The sequence below is a fragment of the Mycolicibacterium peregrinum genome, assembly GCF_001665625.1.
GTDB lineage: Bacteria > Actinomycetota > Actinomycetes > Mycobacteriales > Mycobacteriaceae > Mycobacterium > Mycobacterium peregrinum_B.
This window is the reverse complement of sequence record NZ_LZSY01000172.1, coordinates 83,759-104,602: the sequence shown is the minus strand read 5'-3', so window position 1 is coordinate 104,602 and position 20,844 is coordinate 83,759. Positions and strand designations below refer to the sequence as shown.

The 20,844-nt window shown below is 67.3% G+C and carries 21 protein-coding genes and 1 pseudogene; 17 read left to right on the top strand and 5 right to left on the bottom strand.

What is annotated here, in order from left to right; translation table 11 throughout:
• The 6 genes and pseudogenes from A5779_RS27805 (at position 1) to A5779_RS27780 (ending at position 6,661) form a co-directional block, all read left to right on the top strand.
• Positions 1–1,512 carry a YifB family Mg chelatase-like AAA ATPase gene (locus A5779_RS27805; RefSeq protein ID WP_064867665.1) on the top strand — a complete coding sequence of 504 codons (1,512 nt, stop codon included), beginning with the start codon at positions 1–3 and terminating at the stop codon, positions 1,510–1,512.
• Positions 1,509–2,637: pseudogene (gene dprA / locus A5779_RS27800) on the top strand (DNA-processing protein DprA). The gene A5779_RS27805 and the pseudogene dprA overlap by 4 nt, the downstream one beginning before the upstream one ends.
• A gap of 82 nt (positions 2,638–2,719) precedes the next feature.
• On the top strand, positions 2,720–3,583 hold the full coding sequence (locus A5779_RS27795) for a siderophore-interacting protein (protein WP_064886958.1): 864 nt from the start codon (positions 2,720–2,722) through the stop codon (positions 3,581–3,583).
• A 23-nt stretch (positions 3,584–3,606) separates the two neighbouring features.
• Positions 3,607–4,767, top strand: coding sequence for a lactate 2-monooxygenase (locus tag A5779_RS27790; RefSeq protein ID WP_064886957.1), 1,161 nt, complete (start codon positions 3,607–3,609; stop codon positions 4,765–4,767).
• A gap of 84 nt (positions 4,768–4,851) precedes the next feature.
• Positions 4,852–5,751, top strand: a complete 900-nt coding sequence (locus A5779_RS27785) for a tyrosine recombinase XerC (protein WP_064886956.1) — start codon at positions 4,852–4,854, stop codon at positions 5,749–5,751.
• 10 nt (positions 5,752–5,761) lie between these two features.
• Positions 5,762–6,661 (top strand): alpha/beta fold hydrolase, encoded by a 900-nt coding sequence (locus A5779_RS27780; RefSeq protein WP_081278911.1) that lies wholly within the window; start codon positions 5,762–5,764, stop codon positions 6,659–6,661.
• Here the strand turns inward: A5779_RS27780 and A5779_RS27775 are convergent.
• Both A5779_RS27775 and A5779_RS27770 read right to left on the bottom strand, forming a co-directional pair.
• Positions 6,658–7,623 (bottom strand): TIGR03621 family F420-dependent LLM class oxidoreductase, encoded by a 966-nt coding sequence (locus tag A5779_RS27775; RefSeq protein ID WP_064886955.1) that lies wholly within the window; start codon positions 7,621–7,623, stop codon positions 6,658–6,660. The two genes, A5779_RS27780 and A5779_RS27775, sit on opposite strands and share 4 nt — an antisense overlap.
• A gap of 103 nt (positions 7,624–7,726) precedes the next feature.
• Positions 7,727–8,191: a M23 family metallopeptidase gene (locus tag A5779_RS27770; RefSeq protein ID WP_064886987.1), complete on the bottom strand. Its 465-nt coding sequence runs from the start codon at positions 8,189–8,191 to the stop codon at positions 7,727–7,729.
• 333 nt (positions 8,192–8,524) lie between these two features.
• On the opposite strand from A5779_RS27770, the gene rpsB reads away from it, so the two are divergent.
• The 7 genes from rpsB (at position 8,525) to A5779_RS27735 (ending at position 15,118) form a co-directional block, all read left to right on the top strand.
• Positions 8,525–9,358 (top strand): 30S ribosomal protein S2, encoded by an 834-nt coding sequence (gene rpsB, locus A5779_RS27765; RefSeq protein WP_064886954.1) that lies wholly within the window; start codon positions 8,525–8,527, stop codon positions 9,356–9,358.
• Between the two features lie 18 nt (positions 9,359–9,376).
• Positions 9,377–10,204: a translation elongation factor Ts gene (gene tsf, locus A5779_RS27760; protein ID WP_064886953.1), complete on the top strand. Its 828-nt coding sequence runs from the start codon at positions 9,377–9,379 to the stop codon at positions 10,202–10,204.
• Between the two features lie 221 nt (positions 10,205–10,425).
• Positions 10,426–11,280 carry an LLM class F420-dependent oxidoreductase gene (locus tag A5779_RS27755; RefSeq protein ID WP_064886952.1) on the top strand — a complete coding sequence of 285 codons (855 nt, stop codon included), beginning with the start codon at positions 10,426–10,428 and terminating at the stop codon, positions 11,278–11,280.
• Between the two features lie 59 nt (positions 11,281–11,339).
• Positions 11,340–12,791, top strand: coding sequence for an amidase (locus A5779_RS27750; protein ID WP_064886951.1), 1,452 nt, complete (start codon positions 11,340–11,342; stop codon positions 12,789–12,791).
• A gap of 136 nt (positions 12,792–12,927) precedes the next feature.
• On the top strand, positions 12,928–13,482 hold the full coding sequence (locus A5779_RS27745) for a hypothetical protein (RefSeq protein WP_064886950.1): 555 nt from the start codon (positions 12,928–12,930) through the stop codon (positions 13,480–13,482).
• Positions 13,483–14,646, top strand: coding sequence for a glutathionylspermidine synthase family protein (locus A5779_RS27740; protein WP_064886949.1), 1,164 nt, complete (start codon positions 13,483–13,485; stop codon positions 14,644–14,646). It begins immediately after the preceding gene.
• A 16-nt stretch (positions 14,647–14,662) separates the two neighbouring features.
• Positions 14,663–15,118 carry a DUF350 domain-containing protein gene (locus A5779_RS27735; RefSeq protein ID WP_055112942.1) on the top strand — a complete coding sequence of 152 codons (456 nt, stop codon included), beginning with the start codon at positions 14,663–14,665 and terminating at the stop codon, positions 15,116–15,118.
• A 6-nt stretch (positions 15,119–15,124) separates the two neighbouring features.
• Here A5779_RS27735 and A5779_RS27730 read toward each other — a convergent pair whose 3' ends face one another.
• Positions 15,125–16,246 carry a glycerate kinase gene (locus A5779_RS27730; RefSeq protein ID WP_064886948.1) on the bottom strand — a complete coding sequence of 374 codons (1,122 nt, stop codon included), beginning with the start codon at positions 16,244–16,246 and terminating at the stop codon, positions 15,125–15,127.
• Positions 16,247–16,302: 56 nt separating this feature from the next.
• Positions 16,303–16,734 (bottom strand): MarR family winged helix-turn-helix transcriptional regulator, encoded by a 432-nt coding sequence (locus tag A5779_RS27725; RefSeq protein ID WP_413784944.1) that lies wholly within the window; start codon positions 16,732–16,734, stop codon positions 16,303–16,305.
• Between the two features lie 45 nt (positions 16,735–16,779).
• On the opposite strand from A5779_RS27725, the gene A5779_RS27720 reads away from it, so the two are divergent.
• The 4 genes from A5779_RS27720 to A5779_RS27705 all read left to right on the top strand — a co-directional run bounded on the left by A5779_RS27720 (position 16,780) and on the right by A5779_RS27705 (position 19,843).
• Positions 16,780–17,472 carry a class I SAM-dependent methyltransferase gene (locus A5779_RS27720; RefSeq protein WP_064886946.1) on the top strand — a complete coding sequence of 231 codons (693 nt, stop codon included), beginning with the start codon at positions 16,780–16,782 and terminating at the stop codon, positions 17,470–17,472.
• A 146-nt stretch (positions 17,473–17,618) separates the two neighbouring features.
• A complete protein-coding gene (gene pyrH / locus A5779_RS27715; RefSeq protein WP_055112949.1) occupies positions 17,619–18,374 on the top strand; it encodes a UMP kinase in 756 nt (251 codons plus the stop codon).
• A gap of 42 nt (positions 18,375–18,416) precedes the next feature.
• On the top strand, positions 18,417–18,974 hold the full coding sequence (gene frr, locus A5779_RS27710) for a ribosome recycling factor (RefSeq protein WP_055112951.1): 558 nt from the start codon (positions 18,417–18,419) through the stop codon (positions 18,972–18,974).
• A gap of 23 nt (positions 18,975–18,997) precedes the next feature.
• On the top strand, positions 18,998–19,843 hold the full coding sequence (locus A5779_RS27705; RefSeq protein ID WP_064886945.1) for a phosphatidate cytidylyltransferase: 846 nt from the start codon (positions 18,998–19,000) through the stop codon (positions 19,841–19,843).
• On the opposite strand, the gene A5779_RS27700 is transcribed toward A5779_RS27705, so the two are convergent.
• Positions 19,751–20,704, bottom strand: a complete 954-nt coding sequence (locus A5779_RS27700; RefSeq protein ID WP_064886986.1) for a DMT family transporter — start codon at positions 20,702–20,704, stop codon at positions 19,751–19,753. The genes A5779_RS27705 and A5779_RS27700 overlap by 93 nt on opposite strands.
• Positions 20,705–20,844 lie beyond the last annotated feature (140 nt).

Below are 20,844 nucleotides of genomic sequence, written 5' to 3'. Positions count from 1 at the left end.
ATGGGTTTGGGCAGAGCCTATTCGGTGGCCGTGCGTGCGGTGGACGGCGTCATCGTGGAGATCGAGGCGGATATCACCTCGGGGTTGCCGGGCGTGCATCTGGTGGGGTTGCCCGACACCGCCCTGCAGGAGTCGCGGGATCGGGTGCGGGCGGCGATCACCAACTGTGGCAACGAATGGCCGATGTCGCGCCTGACGTTGGCGTTGTCCCCGGCCACGTTGCGCAAGGTCGGTTCGGTCTATGACGTGGCGCTGGCGGCTGCGGTGCTCTCGGCGCACACCAAGACGGCGTGGGCCCGGCTGGAAAAGTCGGTTCTGCTCGGCGAACTCGCCCTCGACGGCCGCATCCGTCCGGTCCACGGCGTCCTGCCGGCGGTGTTGGCCGCCAAGCAGGAGGGCTGGCCCCTGGTGGTGGTGCCCGTCGACAACCTGGCCGAGGCGAGTCTGGTGGACGGGATCGAGGTGTGCGGTGTGCGCACGTTGCGTCAGCTGCAGGCCTGGCTCGACGGCAAAGGAGATCTGGTGGCGCGGGTGGCCGCGCCGGGGTGCGCCCCCGAGCCCACAGCTGATCTTGCCGATGTGGTCGGTCAGGCTCAGGCCCGCTACGCCCTGGAGGTGGCCGCCGCGGGTGCTCACCACCTGATGCTCACCGGCCCTCCCGGCATCGGTAAAACGATGTTGGCGCAGCGTCTTCCAGGCTTGTTGCCGCCGTTGTCGCCGGGGGAGTCGTTGGAGGTGACCGCGATTCACTCCGTGGCAGGGCTGCTGGCAGGGGATACACCGCTGATCACGCGGCCGCCGTTCGTGGCTCCTCACCACACCTCGACCGTGGCGGCGCTCGTCGGAGGGGGAAGCGGGTTCGCTCGCCCCGGAGCGGTCAGTCGGGCACACCGCGGTGTGTTGTTTCTCGACGAGTTCGCCGAGATGGGCTCAAGTGCCCTCGAAGCGCTGCGAACCCCGTTGGAGGACGGTGAGATCCGGCTGGCCCGCCGGGACGGGGTGGCGTGTTACCCAGCCCGCTTCCAACTGGTTCTGGCGGCCAATCCGTGCCCGTGCGCGCCGCCCAAATCGCAGGACTGTGTCTGTTCGGCCCAGGCCAGGCTGCGGTATCGCGGCAAGCTGTCCGGGCCATTGGTGGACCGCGTCGACCTGCAGGTGGAGTTGCATCCCGTCAGCGTCGGAGCATTCACCCCGCAGGCCGGAGAGTCGAGCGCCGTGGTGCGCGACCGTGTTGCGGCGGCCCGCCTCGCCGCCCAGGAACGGTGGAAGCCGTACGGGATCGGTACCAACGCCGAGGTCGGCGGTTCGCTGCTGCGGCGTGAGTTCCGACTGCCCAGAGCCGCCATGGAGCCTTTGCGGTCCGCACTCGACCTTGGGGTGATCAGCATGCGCGGCGCCGACAGGAGTTTGAGGGTCGCCTGGACGTTGGCCGATCTCGCCGGTCGGACCATGCCGGCGCGTGAGGACGTGGCCACGGCGTTGGGCTTCCGTCGGGCCGGGGGTGTGTCATGACCGACGAGGTCCGGCGTGCCTGGGCCTATCTGTCACGGGTCGCTGAGCCGCCGTGCGCGGAACTGGCGGCCTTCGTCGCGCAGGTGGGTCCTGTCGAGGCGGCCGATCGGGTCAAATCCGGTGAAGTCGAGTCGGAGTTGTCGAGCCGGGTCGAGGCCCGTCGGGAATTGGATTGTGCAGTCAAGGATCTGGACATCCTCGACAAGATGGGCGGGCGGTTGATCTCCCCCGATGACGATGAGTGGCCGCTGCTGCGATTCCGCGCACTGGGCGTGGGCAAGGATCGCAAGCGTTCCAATGATCATCCGCCGTTGGTGTTGTGGGCGAGCGGGCCGGTCCGGCTCGACGAGGTGACTGAGCGCGCCGCGGCGATCGTCGGTACCCGCGCGGCCACGGCGTACGGCGAGCACGTGACCGCTGACTTGGCCGCTGGGTTGGTTGAGCGCGAGGTGACGGTGGTGTCCGGTGGTGCGTATGGAATCGATGGAGCAGCGCACCGCGCCGCCCTGGCCTGTGAGGGTATGACCGTCGCGATCGTTGCCGGCGGCATCGACAATCCGTACCCGGCCGGGCACAGCGCACTGTTCCATCGGATCCGCCAGGAATGCCTGTTGGTCAGCGAGTATCCGCCTGGCGTGGCGCCGGGCCGGCTGCGGTTTCTCACCCGCAACCGGTTGGTCGCTGCACTCTCGGGCGCGACGGTGGTCGTCGAGGCCGGGTTGCGCAGCGGTGCGGCCAATACAGCCGGGTGGGCCAAGTTGCTGGGGCCGGTCGGTGTGCGCGGTGCCAGGGCCAGTGACATCGGCGGCATCGGCGGGATGCCATGCGCTGCTCCGAGGTGGTGCCAATCTGGTCGGCCGTGCCGAGGAGATCGTCGAACTCGTCGGCCGCATAGGCGAACTCGCATCGGAGGAACCGCATCCGGTGGCGCCGCTCGACAAGCTCTCGCCGATTGAGAAACAGGTCTACGACGCGCTGCCGTCGCGCGGCGCCCACACCGTGGACGAGATCGCGATGCTCGCCGCCCTTCCGCCGCATCAGATACTGGGGCCGTTGACGACGTTGGAGCTCGCCGGGATGGTCGTCAGCGAGGACGGGTGCTGGCGGTTGCGCCGGCGCCGGTAGACCCCATGCGCGGGGCCTGTCTCCGTATAGTCGATGAGGTCGGCTAATAAAGAGATCCGGCCGAGCGAGTTTTGGAGGCGGTATGGCAGGACGTCCCGTGCACACTTTTGAAGTGGTGCGCCGCGAGCAACTGACCGACCACATGGTCAGGCTGGTGCTGGGCGGCAACGGTGAAAATGGCTTCGACACGTTCTCGCCCAACGAGTTCAGTGATGCCTACGTCAAAATCGCCATCGTCCCTGACGGTGTCGATGTCGCGGCGCTGCCGAAGCCTTTGACACTGGACAGCTTTCAGGAATTGCCCGCCGAGCAGCGACCGACGGTGCGCACCTACACCGTGCGCAACGTCGACGCCGAGCGTGGCGAGATCACCATCGACTTCGTCGTGCACGGTGAGCAGGGCGTAGCCGCACCGTGGGCTGCGGCGGTCCAACCCGGTCAGCCCGCTTACCTGATGGGGCCGAGCGGGGCCTACACCCCCGACCCGGCCGCTGATTGGCATCTGCTGGCTGGTGACGAAGCCGCGCTGCCCGCCATCAGTGCAGCACTGGAAGCCTTGCCCGACAACGCGATCGGCAAGGTCTTCATCGAGGTGGCCGGCCAGGGGGATGAAATCGCGCTCACCGCTCCCGATGGTGTCGAGGTCACATGGATCCACCGGGGTGGGCGCGCCGACCTGGTCGGCGACGACCACGCCGGAGACAACGCACCACTGATTGCCGCGGTCAAAGAGGCGGCCTGGCTGCCAGGCCAGGTCCAGGTGTTCATCCACGGCGAGGCCCAGGCCGTCATGCACAATCTGCGCCCGTACATTCGCAAGGAGCGCGGCGTCCCGGCGAAGTGGGCCGCCTCGATCTCGGGCTACTGGCGTCGTGGACGCACCGAGGAGACGTTCCGGCAATGGAAGGCCGAGCTGGCAAAAGCGGAGGCCGACACCGCGGGCTGACGCCAGATGGCAAGGTAGCCGTCATGGCATTCGGCGATTACCAACTCGAGATCTACCTCCAGGGGCTGTCCGGCGTACTGCCGACCATGCCGATGGACTACGCAGGACTTGAGGCCAAGGCCCAGGCGGCCATGCCGGCCTCGATCTGGTCGTATGTGGCCGGTGGTGCCGGTGACGAGCGCACTCAGCAGGTCAACCGCACCGCCTTCGACAGGTGGGGGTTGATGCCCCGGATGTTCAACGCGCACCGGGAGCGCGATCTGTCCGTCGAGGTGTTCGGGCTCAAACTGCCGTCCCCGTTGTTCATGGCGCCGATCGGGGTGCTGGGCATCTGCGGGCAGGACGGTCACGGCGACCTGGCCGGTGCCCGCGCCGCGGCGCGGACCGGGGTGCCGCTGATGGTGTCCACCCTCACCGAGGATCCACTCGAAGACGTCGCCGCCGAATTCGGCGACACCCCAGGCTTTTTCCAGCTGTACACACCGACCGACAAGGACCTGGCCGCCAGTCTGGTGCAGCGTGCCGAGAAGGCCGGGTACAAGGGCATCGTCGTCACACTCGACACCTGGGTGCCCGGCTGGCGCCCCCGCGACCTGTCCACCTCGAACTTCCCGCAGTTACGCGGCAAATGTCTGGCCAACTACACCAGTGACCCGGTGTTCCGTGCCGGCCTGCAGCAGCCGCCCGAGGAGAATCCCCAAGCGACGGTGCTGCGCTGGGTCAGCCTCTTCGGCAATCCGCTGACCTGGGATGACCTGCCGTGGCTGCGGTCGCTGACCAAGCTGCCGCTGATCCTGAAGGGCATCTGTCACCCCGACGACGTCCGGCGGGCCAAGGACGGTGGCGTCGACGGTATCTACTGTTCGAATCATGGTGGGCGCCAAGCCAATGGTGGCCTGCCGGCGATCGACTGCCTGCCCGGTGTGGTCGAGGCCGCCGACGGGCTGCCGGTGCTGTTCGACTCGGGAATCCGCAACGGCGCCGACATCGTCAAGGCGCTTGCGCTGGGCGCCACCGCGGTCGGTGTGGGCCGTCCGTATGCCTACGGGCTGGCCTTGGGCGGCACTGACGGCATCGTCCATGTGCTGCGGTCGCTGCTCGCCGAGGCCGACCTGATCATGGGCGTCGACGGTTATCCGACGCTGGCCGACCTCACGCCGGACGCCCTGCGACGGGTGGACTGACCCGGCTCGCGGCAACCAACTGAACGCCGCGACACGCGCAGGCGGTTGCCTGCGACGGTCGGAACGGTCTGACACGGTGGTGGGGTGAGCACCGGGACCGACGCGATACTGGACGAGTTCGACCAGTATCTCGAGCTGGAACGTGGCAGGTCTGCACACACCCGCCGCGCCTACCGGGGTGACCTGACTGCGCTGTTCGATTTCACCGGCGGCGGACTGGAGACTCTGACCCTGCCGAGGTTGCGCTCGTGGTTGGCCGCCCAGGCTGCAGCCGGAACGGCGCGGACCACGTTGGCGCGCCGAACCTCCTCGGTCAAGACCTTCTCCACCTGGGCGACACGGCTGGGACTGTTGCCGAATGACCCCGCCGCGCGGTTGCAGGTGCCCAAGGCTCACCGCACGCTGCCTGCGGTGCTGCGCCGCGACCAGGCAGTGGACGCCATGGAAGCGATGAATTCAGCTGTGCAGGAAGGTGACCCGCTCGCACTGCGGGACAGGTTGATCGTCGAGCTGCTGTACGCCACCGGTATTCGGGTCAGCGAACTCTGCGGTCTGGACGTCGATGACATCGATACCCCGCGCCGGGTGCTGCGGGTGTTGGGTAAGGGCAACAAGCAGCGCACGGTCCCGTTCGGGGTACCGGCACTGGTCGCGTTGACCTCCTGGCTCACCGACGGGCGGCCCGAGCTGGTCACTGCCGATTCCGGCCCCGCGCTCCTGCTCGGGGCGCGCGGCAAGCGCCTCGACCCCCGTCAGGCCCGAACCGTGGTGCACCAGACCGTCTCTGCGGTCGACGGTGCCCCCGCCATCGGCCCCCACGGACTACGCCACAGCGCGGCCACCCACCTGCTGGAAGGCGGTGCCGACCTGCGCGTCGTACAGGAGTTGTTGGGACACAGTTCGCTGGCCACCACCCAGCTCTACACACACGTCACAGTGGAACGGTTGCGCGCGGTGCACGACCAGGCGCACCCACGAGCCTGAAGAGGAGATCGTGCCGGAGTTGACTGTCGAGCCGACCCGAACCACCGTCGATCTGCCCTGCGGGCCGGTGTCCTATCTCAGCTGGGCCACCGACCACACGGCGCCGACCGTCGTGTTGCTGCACGGTGGAGGCGTGGACAGCGCGTCGTTGTCCTGGGGCGGTATCGGCCCCCGGTTGGCCGAGGCAGGCTACCGCGTGATCGCGCCCGACCATCCCGGCTATGGCTGCAGTCCGCCGGCGCGGTTGCCCGTGACACAGGACCGTTTGGTCGGCTACGTGGGGGAGTTCGTCGACGGACTCGACCTGCAGCGCTACGCGATCGGCGGGCTGTCACTCGGTGGGGGCATGACCATCGGCCATGTCCTGGACCGGCCGCAGCGGGTGACGGGTGCGATGCTGCTGGGCAGTTACGGCCTGATGCCGCGCCTCTCGGACGGGCCGATGTCCGGTGTGCGGCAACTGGTCACGTGGGTGACGCTGCGTACCGGTCTGCTCGGAGCGGTGACGCGGTGGGTGGGCACCAACCGCCGAGCGATGGTGCGCAGCATGCAGGCCCTGATCACCGACCCCGCGCAGGTCACCGATGCGTTGATGGACGAGGTCATGGCTGCCGCGGGCCAACCGGAGGGATTCTCGGCGTTCGAGCAGTGGCAGCGCGATCAGGTCCGGTGGAACCGGCTGCGCACGGACTACAGCGGACGGTTGTCATCGTTTCCCCGCCCGGCGCTGATCGTCCACGGTGACCGTGATCCGGGCGTGCCGGTTGCGCGGGCCCGGGCGGCTGCGGAGCTGATCCCGGATGCGGAGCTCAAAATCATTGCGGGAGCCGGACATTGGGTGCAGCGCGATCGTCCGGACGCTGTGCTCGAGGCGATGGCCGGGTTTCTGGGGGGCGTCGTCGGCCGTTAGCGCAGCAGCTTGATGACTTCGGCCAGGTGCGGAAGCGCCGACTCGCGGCCCGTCCATGCGTCGATCGCCGTCCAGTAGCTGATCCCGAACCGACGCTGCCGCTCGGCCAGAGACTCGGCCATCTGCTCGTAGCTGCCGAACAATGCAAACGGCGATTCCAACAGCAGTTCCGCCGAGGCGCCCAACGGCCCGGCCACCTCGGCTGCCGCGGCCGCGGGGTCGTCGGTGTGGACCACGAACTGCAGCAACCCGTTGAGCTCGATGGCTTCGAACCGGTCGCCGGCGGCATCGTGCACAACAGCGATCCGGTCCAGCAGGCCCTTCGCGTCGAAGTGAGTCAGCCGGACCTCCGTGGCGTCATGGTTGTGACTGAAACCCGCCAGCCCGGCGATATCGGCGACCCGACCGGCGAGCTGCAGCACGCGCGTGCCGTTCCCACCGATGAGCAGCGGCACGTCGACTCCTGCCGGTGCGACCAGCGAGCCGGCGTCCGCCCGCACGCAGTAGTGCGCGCCGTCCGCGTCCACGGGCTCACCGGCCAGGAGTGGGCGGATCACGTCGACCGATTCGATCAACCGGTCCACCCTGGTGGCCCCGTTGTCGAATTTCAGTCCGGCCGCGTCATATTCGGCCTTCATATGGCCCGCACCCAGGCCCAACTCGAACCGTCCACCCGACAGCGCTGCCACGCTTACGGTTTCCCGTGCGGTGTCGACCGGATGACGCAGATCGTTGTTGAGCACGAGTGTGCCGGTGCGCAGGCGTGAGGTGACGGCACAGGCGGTGGCCGCCCCGCTGAACGGTGCCAGTGTCGGTGCGAGGTGGTCGGGGATCGTCATGACGTCGAACCCGGATCGTTCGACGGTGCGCGCGAACTCGGCGAAATCGGCACCGCGGGGGAGTGCGGTGTGCAGACCGAATCGCATCGGCCGGGTGCTGTGGAAATGCGACGCGACGGTCATATTTCGACCCTAGGCCGCACTCGGTGCGGAGTGAGTGTGCGCGAACTGCTGATGTTTGGCGGCGTGGCGGTCGGCAGACACGCACGGTCGCGATGCAGGGGGGTCACCCACCCACCGGCTTGAGCCGGATCGGGGTCTCGGCGAGCAGCCCCAACGGGTTGACGTAGTCCGCCCTGGCAGCGGCGCCCCACATCGCGCCCCAGTGCAGGCAGGCGGTCGCCGCACAACCGGGGTGACCGGCCAGCAGTGTGCCGAGCAGCTGGCCGGCGGTGACGGTCTGTCCGGGCTGGACCGTGGCCTGTACCGGCTCGTAGCTGGTGCGCAGCCCACCCGGATGGGCGAGCGAGACCACCGGCCGCCCGGCCAGCACACCGGCGAACACCACAGTTCCCGGGCCGGCGGCATAGACCGGTTGATCCGGCGCGGACGCGAGGTCGACGCCGCGGTGGCCGCGGTTCCAGTTGGGGGAGGGGGCGTCGAAACCCCTGGTCACCGTCGGTCGGGGGGACACCGGCCACTGCAGTCGGGGGGTCTCGGCGTGGGCGGCCGCCGGCCAGATCCACGTCATACTGAGCAGCAGCGCCGTCACGGCAAACCTCACTGCTTCAGTTCAGCGTCAACCCCGGGCGGTCCGGAAGCCCCAAAGTCGGGGCTGTGGATGGATGGGCCCGCGTTTGCCGCGTGGTAAAAGCACCCCTGCCCAGCGTGTAAACTTCTACCCGCAGCTCGCTTGCGGGCTGACTTCGCGTGTCTGCGCATATTGATCGCCTTGATGGGGTCGTACACGGATGCCGACGGTCCTGACCTGGGATTTCCCGGATCGGGTTCGGCGTCCGGGCAGGCACCAGGGCCTGGCATCACCCGACGCCTGGCGACAACCGACACATAAAGGAATGAGCTCATGGCTGTTGTGACCATGAAGCAGCTGCTGGACAGCGGCGCTCACTTCGGGCATCAGACCCGACGCTGGAACCCCAAGATGAAGCGGTTCATCTTCACCGACCGCAACGGCATCTACATCATCGATCTGCAGCAGACGCTGACCTACATCGACAAGGCCTACGAGTTCGTCAAGGAGACGGTGGCCCACGGCGGCTCCGTCCTGTTCGTCGGCACCAAGAAGCAGGCGCAGGAGTCCATCGCCGAAGAGGCCACCCGCGTCGGCATGCCCTACGTGAACCAGCGCTGGCTGGGCGGCATGCTCACCAACTTCTCCACCGTGCACAAGCGCCTGCAGCGCCTCAAGGAGCTCGAGGCCATGGAGCAGACCGGTGGCTTCGAGGGTCGCACCAAGAAGGAAATCCTCATGCTCACGCGTGAGAAGAACAAGCTTGAGCGCAGCCTCGGCGGTATCCGGGACATGCAGAAGGTGCCCTCGGCCATCTGGGTCGTCGACACCAACAAGGAGCACCTGGCGGTCAACGAGGCCATCAAGCTCGGTATCCCGGTCATCGCGATCCTGGACACCAACTGCGACCCCGATCAGGTCAACTACCCGATCCCGGGCAACGACGACGCCATCCGTTCGGCCGCCCTGCTGACCAAGGTCGTCGCCTCCGCGGTTGCCGAGGGCCTGCAGGCTCGCGCCGGCCAGGGTGCCGGTGAGAAGCAGGACACCGAGGGTGCTGCTGAGCCGCTCGCCGAGTGGGAGCAGGAGCTGCTCGCCGGTGCGACCGCTGGTACCGCCGAAGGCGAGGCCGCTGCTGCACCCGAAACATCCACTGACGCTTCGTAATTCCAGGAGAAGTCTTAAATGGCTAACTACACCGCCGCCGACGTCAAGCGCCTTCGGGAGCTGACCGGCTCCGGCATGATGGACTGCAAGAACGCGCTGGCCGAATCGGACGGCGATTTCGACAAGGCCGTCGAGTTGCTCCGTATCAAGGGCGCCAAGGACGTCGGCAAGCGCGCTGAGCGCGCCACCGCCGAGGGTCTGGTCGCGGCCAAGGACGGCGCGCTCATCGAGCTGAACTCCGAGACCGACTTCGTCGCCAAGAACGCCGAATTCCAGGAGCTCGCCAACCAGGTCGTGGCGGCCGCCGCTGCGGCGAAGGCCGGCGATGTGGATGCCCTCAAGGCCGCCAAGGTTGGCGACACCACGGTCGAACAGGCCATCGCCGACCTGTCCGCCAAGATCGGCGAGAAGCTCGAGCTGCGTCGGGTCGCCTACTTCGACGGCACGGTCGAGACCTACCTGCACAAGCGTGCCGCGGACCTGCCGCCGGCCGTTGGTGTCCTGGTCGAGTACACCGCCGGTGACGCGGAGAAGGGCAAGGAGGCCGCCCACGCGGTCGCCCTGCAGATCGCCGCGCTCAAGGCCAAGTACCTCACCCGTGAGGACGTCCCCGCCGACATCGTCGCCAACGAGCGGCGCATCGCCGAGGAGACCGCGAAGGAAGAGGGCAAGCCCGAGCAGGCACTGCCCAAGATCATCGAAGGTCGCGTCACGGGCTACTACAAGGACGTCGTGCTGCTGGACCAGCCGTCGGTGTCCGACAACAAGAAGACCGTCAAGGCGCTGCTCGACGAGGCCGGTGTCACCGTGACCCGCTTCGTGCGGTTCGAGGTCGGTCAGGCCTAACACCGAGAAGACTCGGGCGACACATCACACCCGATTGACGGCTCGGCCGTCGCCGCCCGTCGCAAAACCCCGCGCTCATTCCGGCGATCCCGGAAAGCGCGGGGTTTTGTTCATTCGTGACCCGGTCGGTGCCGGGTAGTTGCTCACGGCGGGGCAACAGGCTTTGCCGATGTGGGAGTGTGGCAGGTACGAATGGGTTGGGGAGTGGTGTTGGAGGTGACATGCGCGTAGGTGTGGTGTTTCCGCAGACGGAACTCGGCGGAGATCCGGGAGCGGTGCGCGCATACGGCCAGCGTGTCGAAGAGTTGGGCTACACCCACATCCTGGCCTACGACCATGTGGTCGGCGCCGATCCGGCTGTTCACCGGGACTGGTCGGGCCCATATGACCTCTACACCACTTTTCACGAGCCGATGGTGATGTTCGGCTACCTGGCCGCAGTCACCTCGTTGGAACTGGTCACCGGGGTGATCATCCTGCCGCAGCGCCAGGCCGTTCTGGTTGCCAAGCAGGCCGCCGAGGTCGACCTGCTCAGCGGTGGGCGGATGCGCCTGGGCGTCGGGCTGGGCTGGAATGCGGTCGAGTACGAGGCGCTCGGCGAGGATTTCGGAAACCGTGGCAAGCGGTCCGAGGAGCAGGTCGAGTTGATGCGTCGGCTGTGGACCGAATCGTCGGTGACCTTCGAAGGTCGCCACCACCGGGTGACCGGTGCGGGTCTGGCGCCGCTGCCGGTGCAGCGTCCGATCCCGGTGTGGTTCGGCGCTGCCTCCGCTCGCGCCCTGGAGCGGGCCGGGCGACTCGGCGACGGCTGGTTCCCGATGGTCGGGCCGGGGCTGGAACTCGACGACGCCCGGGCCAGGGTTGAGCGTGCGGCCATCTCCGCCGGGCGAGATCCCGCCGGGATCGGCATGGAGGGTCGGGTGACCTGGACCGGCGATCCGGACAAGGTGGTGGCCGACATCGCCGCGTGGGCCGACGCCGGGGCCACCCACGTCACCGTGAACACCATGGGAGCCGGTCTGCGGACCGTCGACGAGCATCTGGCTGTGCTGCAGAGCGTGGCCCGGACGCAGTAGGCGGCGGTTGGGCGGCGAGAGCCCGCCGCCCGATCGGTACCAGTTGGTACCGTCTGGTCATGAGTCGAATCTTCGCCTTCGGCGACGACGCCCTCGGTGAACACGACGCCGTCGGTCTGGTGGAAGAACTGCGAGCCGGCCGGGTATCGGCGGCCGACCTGATCGAGGCGGCAGTGGCGCGCGTCGAGGCGGTCAATCCCACCCTCAACGGGCTGGCATTCGAGGCCTTCGACCGGGCCCACGCCCGCGGCGCCGCCCCCAGCCCCTACGGCGGGTACTTCGACGGCGTCCCGACCTTCGTCAAGGACAACTCCGCGGTCGAGGGCATGCCGACGATGCGCGGCACCGACGCGTGGGAACCCCGCGCCGAAACGTCGCACGGCGACTTCGCCCGCGCCTACCTCGCCACCGGCCTCGTACCGCTGGGAAAGACCCGGCTCTCGGAATTCGGTTTCAGCGCGGCGTGCGAGCACCCTCGGCTCGGCCCGGTGCGCAATCCATGGAACCCGCTCTATACCGCCGGCGCGTCCTCGTCGGGTTCGGGTGCCTTCGTCGCGGCCGGAGTCGTACCCATCGCGCACGCCAACGACGGCGGCGGATCGATCCGGATCCCGGCGGCCTGCAACGGGCTCGTCGGTCTCAAGCCAACCCGGGGTCGGCTGCCGCAGGATCACGATCTGCGGATGATGCCGTTGCGGATCGTGGCCGACGGCGTGCTCACCCGGTCGGTGCGTGATACCGCAGCGCTGTACCGGGAGATGGAACGCGTCTACCGCAACCCCAAACTGCCACCGATCGGCGATGTCAGCCGCCCGGGCAAACAGCGTCTGCGCATCGCGGTGTGCACTCAGTCCGTCGTGCACGATGCCGGCCCGGAGATGACCGAGCTGACCCACAAGACCGCAGCGCTGCTCGAGGAGCTGGGGCACCAGATCACCGTGATCGGCAATCCGGTCCAGCCCCGGTTCAAGGATGATTTCCTGCTGTACTGGTCGTTCCTGGCCTATGCGTTGGTACGCGGTGGGAAGCGATCCTTCGGCCCGAGCTTCGACCGCGACAAGCTCGACAATCTCACGTTGGGCCTGGAACGACACGCATCGCGCAACCTGTATCGGGTCCCGGCGGCGATCGCCCACCTGGCCCGGTCGCGGCGGATCACCGAGCGGCTGTCCAACAGCTATGACGCGGTGCTCATGCCCACCCTGGCCGAGCCCACCCTGGAAATCGGCCGGCTCGATCCCACGGCGGACTACCAGCAGATCATCGACCGGCTGCTGGGTTGGGTGGCGTTCACACCGCTGCAGAACGCCACCGGGGACCCGGCCATCTCGCTGCCGCTGGCCCAGACGAAAACCGGCCTTCCGGTGGGCATGATGCTGTCGGCGACCCGTGGCCGCGAAGCGCTGCTGCTGGAGCTGGCGTACGAGCTGGAGGAGGCCAGGCCCTGGCCGCGTATCCAGGATCCGGTTCCCGCAGCTCCGCGGAAGCGGGCACGAAAAGCAGTGAAGTAGACCGTTTTTACGCGACCGGAGCCAGATCTGAGACGCGCTCCCGCCTCCACACCCGGGTTTTGCTCAGGTGCTGCGCTCAGGGGTGGCGATGTGCTCTTATGATGACCGTCAGGTGTCAGAGTTTGCGGGGGTGTGAATGACGTCTGGGCCAGACGAGCAGTGGAACCAGGCCGGCGAGGGATCGATTCGTTGGCAGGATCCGGCCACAGCCACGCCACGGCCTCCGACCGTGGCCGAGGCGCGGCAGCGCGACAAGATGCAGAAGGAGCGCGAGGCCGCCGAGGCGTGGGCCAGGCAGCAGGAGGAGACGCGCGAACAGCGTGCCGCCACCGGCAAGAAGATCCTGATGGGCTCGGTGGCCGTGGTCGGTGTGGTCGGAGTCATCGCGCTGGGCTACCACTTGTTGCACAAAGAGGAAATCGCGGCCTCGTGCGTCAAGGACGGGACCAACGAGGTGGTGCCCGACTCGTATTGCTCCAGCGGCCACAGCGGCTCCGGGGGCACCTTCATCTACCTCGGCTCGCCATACCGGTACTACTACGGCGGCAACAACAGCGGCGTCGGCACCATTGCCCGGGGCGGGACCATCGAACAGCCCAAGGGCACCACGGCCAAGACCAAGTCGGGGACGTCGATCTCGCGCGGCGGTTTCGGCTCGTCGTCGAGCTACGGCAAGAGTTCGGGGAGCTGAATGCACCGCCAACGCAGTTCCCCGCGACCAGGCTGGGAACAGATCGTCGCCGACCAAGGCATGTGTTATGGCACTCCGGCACGCGACGCGACCGGCGCCGACCGCCCGTACTGGGACGAGTCGGTGCACTACGTCTTCGACATGGACGAGGTGTTGTCGATCGAGGCCTCGGTCGAAGTGCTGCACTCGATGTGTCTGGAGGCCGTTGAGCACGTCGTGCTGACCGGGCGCTACCGCGACTTCGGGCTTCCCGAATGGAGCTGGGAGCACATCGAGAAGTCGTGGCGGCGCAGCGACCCGCACCTCTACGGCAGATTCGACCTGCGCTACGACGGTCGTCGGCCGCCGGTTCTGCTGGAATACAACGCCGATACGCCTACCACACTGTTGGAGGCGGCGATCCTGCAGTGGCACTGGAAGACCGACGTCTACCCGGCCGACGATCAGTGGAACTCGTTGCACGAGAAGCTGGTTGCCCGCTGGGCTGAGGTCCGTGACCGCCTCCCGGGCGCCGAGACCTACTTCACCTGGTCGGGTGCCGAGCACACCGGTGAGGATCACGTCACCGTGGCCTACCTCCAGGAGTGCGCAGCGGAAGCCGGCCTGCACACCGTGGGCCTGGCCATCGAGGACATCGGGTTCGACCGCGACCTCGACCGGTTCGTCGACCTGGAGGAAGCTCCGATGTCGTCGATCTTCAAGCTCTACCCGTGGGAGTGGATGCTCGACGACGATTTCGGCCGTCGGGCCGTCCAATCGTTGCCGGCCACCATGTGGGTGGAACCGCTGTGGAAGACGCTGCTGAGCAACAAGGCGATCCTGGCCGTGCTGTGGGAGATGTATCCGGGGCATCCGAATCTGTTGCCCGCTTACGTCGATGACCCGCACGAGCTCACCGACTACGTTCGCAAACCGAAGCTGGGTCGCGAGGGCGCCAACATCACCATCGTCGGCGCAGGCTTCGAGACCGAGACCGGCGGTGTCTACGGCGAAGAGGGCTACGTGTACCAGTTGCTCGATCCGCTACCGCAGTTCGACGACATGCGCCCCGCGTTGGGGGCGTGGATAGTCGGCGACGAATCTGCCGGACTCGGGATCCGCGAGACCTCGGGTCTCGTCACCGACAACGGCGCTGCCTTTGTGCCACACCGCATCCCGCAGTGACCCGGAAGGAATACCTATGACAACCACTCTGGTTGCGCTCGACTCCGATTACTGGTCGGTTCTCGGCCACGGCGTCTCGGCGATCGTGTTGTACACGATTGTCGGTGTGGCACTGATGGTCCTGGGTTTCTACGTGATCGACTGGACCACACCCGGGCCATTGCGGACCTTGGTACGAGCGGGCCGCCCGAATGCTGCCGCTGTGACGGCCTCCGGCGTGGTGTCGATGGCTTTCATCATCGTTCTCGCCATCTACTCCTCGTCGGGTGACCTCGTCCAGGGGCTCATCATGACGCTGGTGTTCGGGCTCTTGGGCATTGCGGCCCAGGCGTTTTCCGTTCGGCTCATCGGCGCGATCAAAGGCATCGACATCGGCATGGTGCTGGCCTCCGAGCGGTTCACGCCCCAGGTCCTGGTCGTGACGGCGTCCTATCTGGCTTTCGGGCTGATCGTCGCGGCGGCGATCCTGTAGCTGGCGCTACAGGGACCGGCACACCGCGGCGGCCGCGCGGGTCAACGCGGCGCGGCCGTCGCGCAGGGCCTGATCCAGCGGAGTGCCCGGCTCGGTGATGGCGACCAGCTGTGCCACCCCGTTGGCCAGCAGGACGTCGGCGTCGGGGGACACCCGACCGGCGAAGATCACCACCTGGGTGCCGGTGTGCGCGGCCACCCGGGCGACGCCGAACGGCGTCTTGCCCAGCATGGTCTGGGCGTCCACGCTGCCCTCCCCGGTGAACACCCAGTCCGCTCCGATCAGTGCCTGCGCCAGCCCCACGGTCTCGGCGATCACCTCGACACCCGGGTCGCATTCGGCGGCAAGGAATTCCATCAGCCCGAAACCCAGGCCCCCGGCGGCCCCGGCACCCGGGCGATCGGGCCGGGCGTGGCCGAGAGCGGTCTGGGTCACTTCGACCAGGCGGGCGAGGGCGGCTTCGAGGGTTGCGACGTCTGACGGGGTGGCTCCCTTCTGCGGTCCGAAAACCGCACTGGCACCACCGGTTCCGAGCAGCGGTGCGGTGACGTCGGAGGCGATCCGGACGTGTACTTCGGCGAGCCTGGGGTCCAGGCCGGCGACGTCGATGTGATGGAGCCGGGCCAATGCCGCGCCGCCGGGTGGCAGAACGGCACCGTCGGTGTCGGTGAAGGCGACGCCGAGCGCGGTGAGCATGCCGGCCCCGCCGTCATTGGTAGCCGAACCGCCGATGCCGATCAGCAGCTCGGTCGCGCCGTGCTCCAGGGCTGAGGTGATGAGCTGTCCGACTCCGAAGGTGCTGGCGCGCAGGATGTCACGATCCTCCGGTGCCACCAGCTCTAGGCCGGAGGCGGCGGCCATTTCGATCACGGCCAGGTGACGCTCGGCGACATAGCCGTAGGTGGCCGCGACCGGTCGGCCGAGCGGGTCCTGCACCGTCTCGGTGATGCGGTCACCGCCGAGCGCGTCGACGACGGCGTCGACGGTGCCTTCGCCGCCGTCGGCCATCGGCACCCCGATACATTCGGCCTCCGGCAGTGCAGACCGGACGCCCTCGCGCAGCGCTGCGACCGCTTGCGACGCGGTCATCGACTCCTTGAACGAGTCCGGGGCCAGCACGATCTTCATCGGCTGGCGACATTACCGACTGCGGCGCCACACGGCGCGCCAGACGGCATTCCGGTTCAGGGAACGGCGTGGGCCAACAGTCGCTTGAGCTCGTGTCGCTGCTCGGCGTCGAGGCGATCGAGCACCTCCTCCTCGGCGGCGTACACGGCGGCTTCGGCGCGTTCGAGCAATTCGGCGCCCTCGGCGGTCAGCTCGGCGGGTAGTGCGCGTCCGGAGTCGACGGTGGCCGGCCTGCGCACCGCCCCTCGGTCTTGTAGCCCGCGCAGCACGTTGTTCATCGCCTGCGGTGACACGTTGGTGTGGCGGGCGAGCTCGGCGTTGGACTGACCCGGGGCCATGGACAGGATGCGCAGGCAGACGAACTCGGGCAGTTTGAGGCCCAGTGGTTGCAGTTGCGCGGAGACCCGTGGCTGCAGCACCGCGACCACGCGATACATCAAGTAGCCGAGTGGCTGCTCCTCCAGGGCGGCTCCCTTATCGGAGTTCATGTCAAGCATATTGACACATATCAACCAGGTTGATATACCGGACGTATGACCACGCCAAGCGAAATGTCAGACGCAATGTTCGAATCCGCTTACCGCGGTGAGGCTCCGGAGTTCGCTGGGGTACGCCCGCCGTGGAGCATCGGCGAACCGCAGCCCGAGATCGCGGCCCTGATCGCCGAGGGCAAATTCCACGGGGAGGTGCTCGACGCCGGCTGCGGTGAGGCGGCCACCGCTCTCGACCTGGCCGAGCGCGGATTCACCACGGTCGGGCTGGATCAGTCGGCCACCGCCATCGAGTTGGCCAGGGCCGAGGCGGCCAAACGCGGGCTCACCAACGCGACCTTCGAAGTAGCCGATATCAGTGCCTTCACCGGTTACGACGGCCGTTTCGGCACGATCGTCGACAGCACGCTGTTCCACTCCATGCCCGTGGAACTGAGGGACGGCTACCAGCAGTCGATCGTGCGGGCCGCTGCTCCCGGCGCCTCCTACTTTGTGCTGGTGTTCGACAAGGGGACGATGGGCGATTCCGGACCGGCCAATCCGGTCAGCGAGGACGAATTGCGTGAGGTCGTCGGCAAGTACTGGGTGATCGACGACGTGCGGCCGGCCCGCATCCACGCGCACGTCCCGGCGGAATTTGCCAACTTCGCCGATTTCGCCCGAACGGACCTCCGTGACGAGGGCAAGGACCGGAAGTCGATGGCCGCCTGGTTGCTTCAGGCGCACCTGGGATAGGCGCCGGCTGAGCTGCGCCGCCGGCGACACTCGGTCCTGCAGAGTTCACCCAAACTAGGTGTGCCGCCCGCCATAGGGCAGGATGGAGAGGCCGTCCAGGGGTAACCCGGGTGGCTCTCTACATGCGAGGAGTGCCGAGGAGACCGATGGCGGATCCGAATGTCGCCGGCGAGGGCGCAGCACCCATTCGTCCCTTTTACAAAAGGGTTCTGCTGAAACTCGGCGGAGAGATGTTCGGCGGCGGCCAGGTCGGCCTCGACCCCGACGTCGTGCACCAGGTGGCCCGCCAGATCGCCGCAGTGGTGCGTAGCGGAGTTCAGGTCGCGGTCGTGATCGGTGGTGGCAACTTCTTCCGCGGCGCCCAGCTTCAGCAGCGCGGGATGGAACGCACCCGCAGCGACTACATGGGCATGCTCGGCACGGTGATGAACAGCCTTGCGCTGCAGGACTTCCTGGAGAAAGAGGGCATCGACACCCGCGTGCAGACCGCCATCACGATGGGGCAGGTCGCCGAGCCGTACATCCCGTTGCGGGCCGTGCGACACCTGGAAAAGGGTCGCGTCGTCATCTTCGGTGCCGGCATGGGCCTTCCGTACTTCTCCACCGACACGACGGCCGCGCAGCGGGCTCTCGAGATCGGGGCCGACGTGGTGCTGATGGCCAAGGCTGTCGACGGCGTCTACACCGCCGACCCACGCGAAGACCTGAACGCCGAGTTGCTCACCGAAGTCAGCCATCGTGATGTCATCGACCGCGGCCTGCGGGTCGCCGATGCCACTGCCTTCAGTTTGTGCATGGACAACCGCATGCCGATGCTGGTGTTCAACCTGCTCACCGAAGGCAATATCGCCCGTGCCGTGGCGGGTGAGAAGATCGGAACACTGGTCACCACCACCACCTGACCTGCCGCGCACGCGAGGAGCAAGATCGATGGAGAACCCGAAGTGATCGACGAAACTCTCTTCGACGCCGAAGAGAAGATGGAAAAGGCCGTGAGTGTGGCCCGTGACGACCTGGCCACGATCCGCACCGGCCGGGCCAATCCGGGCATGTTCTCCCGGATCAACATCGAGTACTACGGGTCGATGACGCCGATCACGCAGATGGCGAGCATCAACGTGCCCGAGGCGCGGCTCGTCGTCATCAAGCCCTACGAGGCCGCTCAGCTCCGGCCGATCGAGGACGCGATCCGTAACTCCGACCTCGGGGTCAACCCGACGAACGACGGCAACATCATCCGGATCTCCATCCCGCAGCTCACCGAGGAGCGCCGCCGCGAGCTGGTCAAGCAGGCAAAGTCCAAGGGCGAGGACGCCAAGGTGTCCGTGCGCAACATTCGTCGTAAGGCGATGGAAGAGCTCAGCCGGATCAAGAAGGACGGCGAGGCCGGCGAGGACGAGGTCGGGCGCGCGGAAAAGGATCTCGACAAATCCACCCACACCTACACCAGTCAGATCGACGAGTTGGTCAAGCACAAGGAAGGCGAGTTGCTGGAGGTCTAGGCGACCTTCAGCACCCCAGTCCCGTGGCACAGACCGAGCCACCGCAGAAGACCTCGCGCGCCGGCCGTGACCTGCCGGCCGCCATCACCGTCGGCGTGGTCCTCGGCGCCCTCGCGATAGGCACCCTGCTCTTTGCGCCCATCTGGTGGCTGCCGCTGTTGGCCATCGCCATCGCCATCGCCACCCATGAGGTGATCCGGCGGATGCGTGAGCACGGTTACGCATTGCCCGCCGTTCCGCTGCTGCTGGGTGGCCAGGCGATGATCTGGCTGACGTGGCCCTTCGGGGCCGTCGGTCTGCTGGGCGCCTATGGCGGCACGATCGTCGTTTGCATGGTCTGGCGTCTGGTCGGGCAGGGCCTGGACCAGCAACCGGTCAATTACCTGCGAGATGTCGCCGCCACGATCCTGCTTGCCACGTGGGTGCCGTTGTTCGCGGCCTTCACCGCGCTGCTCATCTTCGCCGACCACGGCGGAGTCCGGGTTTTCACCATCATCGTGACGGTCGTCTTCGCCGACATCGGCGGCTACGTCGCGGGCGTCCTGTTCGGCAAGCATCTGCTCGCGCCGGCGATCAGTCCGAAGAAGTCCTGGGAAGGTTTGGGCGGATCGCTGCTGTTCGGTGTCACCGCAGCGGTGTTGTCCGTGGCGTTCCTGTTGGACAAGCCGGCCTGGGTGGGCGTACCGCTCGGCCTCTTGCTGGTGATCACCGGTGTGCTCGGGGACCTGGTCGAATCGCAGGTCAAACGCGATCTCGGCATCAAGGACATGGGCACGCTACTGCCGGGCCACGGCGGGATCATGGACCGCATCGACGCGATGTTGCCGTCCGCCGTCGTCGGCTGGATCGTGCTCACGCTCCTCGCGTAGACCGCGTTCGCTGCGCGTGGCAGACGCGTTCAGCCAGCAGGCGATCGCACCCAGGACCAGTCCCGCGGCGATGCCGATGTTCACCCGCTCGCCGAGCATGAGCCAGGACAACACCCCGGCGACTGCGGGGATCACACAGAACAGCATCGCGACCGCCGACGCCCCGTGCAGGTTGATGGCCCGCACGTAGAGCGACACCCCGAGGATGGCGTTGAGCAGCACCACGCCGGCCACCGCCAGCACGGCTTTGGTGGCGTCATGCACCTCGATCGGGGTGCTGAGCGCCAGCGCCAACGCGGGTAGGAACGCGACGGCGTTCTGCACGGAGGTCGAGGCCCGGAAGTCGACATCAGAGCAGAACCGCTGCTGATACACCCCGCCTGCCGCCAGACCGAGCAATGCCACCAACAGCAATCCGACTGCCGGGTCGATACCACCTGAGGTGACCAGTCGCGTCGCGCATGCTGCCAGCACTGCGGCGATACCGAGCACCAACGCGACGATCCGGCGTGGTGTCAGCCGGTCACGTAGGAACACCGCGGCCAGCAGTGCCGTCGCCACCGGGTTCATCGCAATGACCACCGCGCAGAGCACTGCCGGGGCGCCCTGCTGAATCGCAACGTAGAGCGCACAGAACTGCACCGCCTGCATGAGCAGACCCGCCACCGCGACGTGCAGCAGCTTCCGGCCCGTCGGGAAGCCGACCCGGGCCAGCCCGGCCCAGGTGCCGAGGATCAGTCCTGCCGCCCCGAAACGAACAGCCAACACCGCCATCGGGGAGAGGGCGTGCACGGCCAGGTTCCCGATCGGATAACCCAGGGCGTAGAAGAACGTCACGGTGGTCGCCGTGCGCATCGGCATCGGAGTGGGCGGCATGATCCCTATCGTGAGCGAGCCTCGTGCGCGCGGTCCAACGATTATCGGCAATCACGATTGATCATCGATGCTAATCAATTCGGCGGAATAACCCGATGAATAGGGTGAAATGCCAGGTCTTTGAT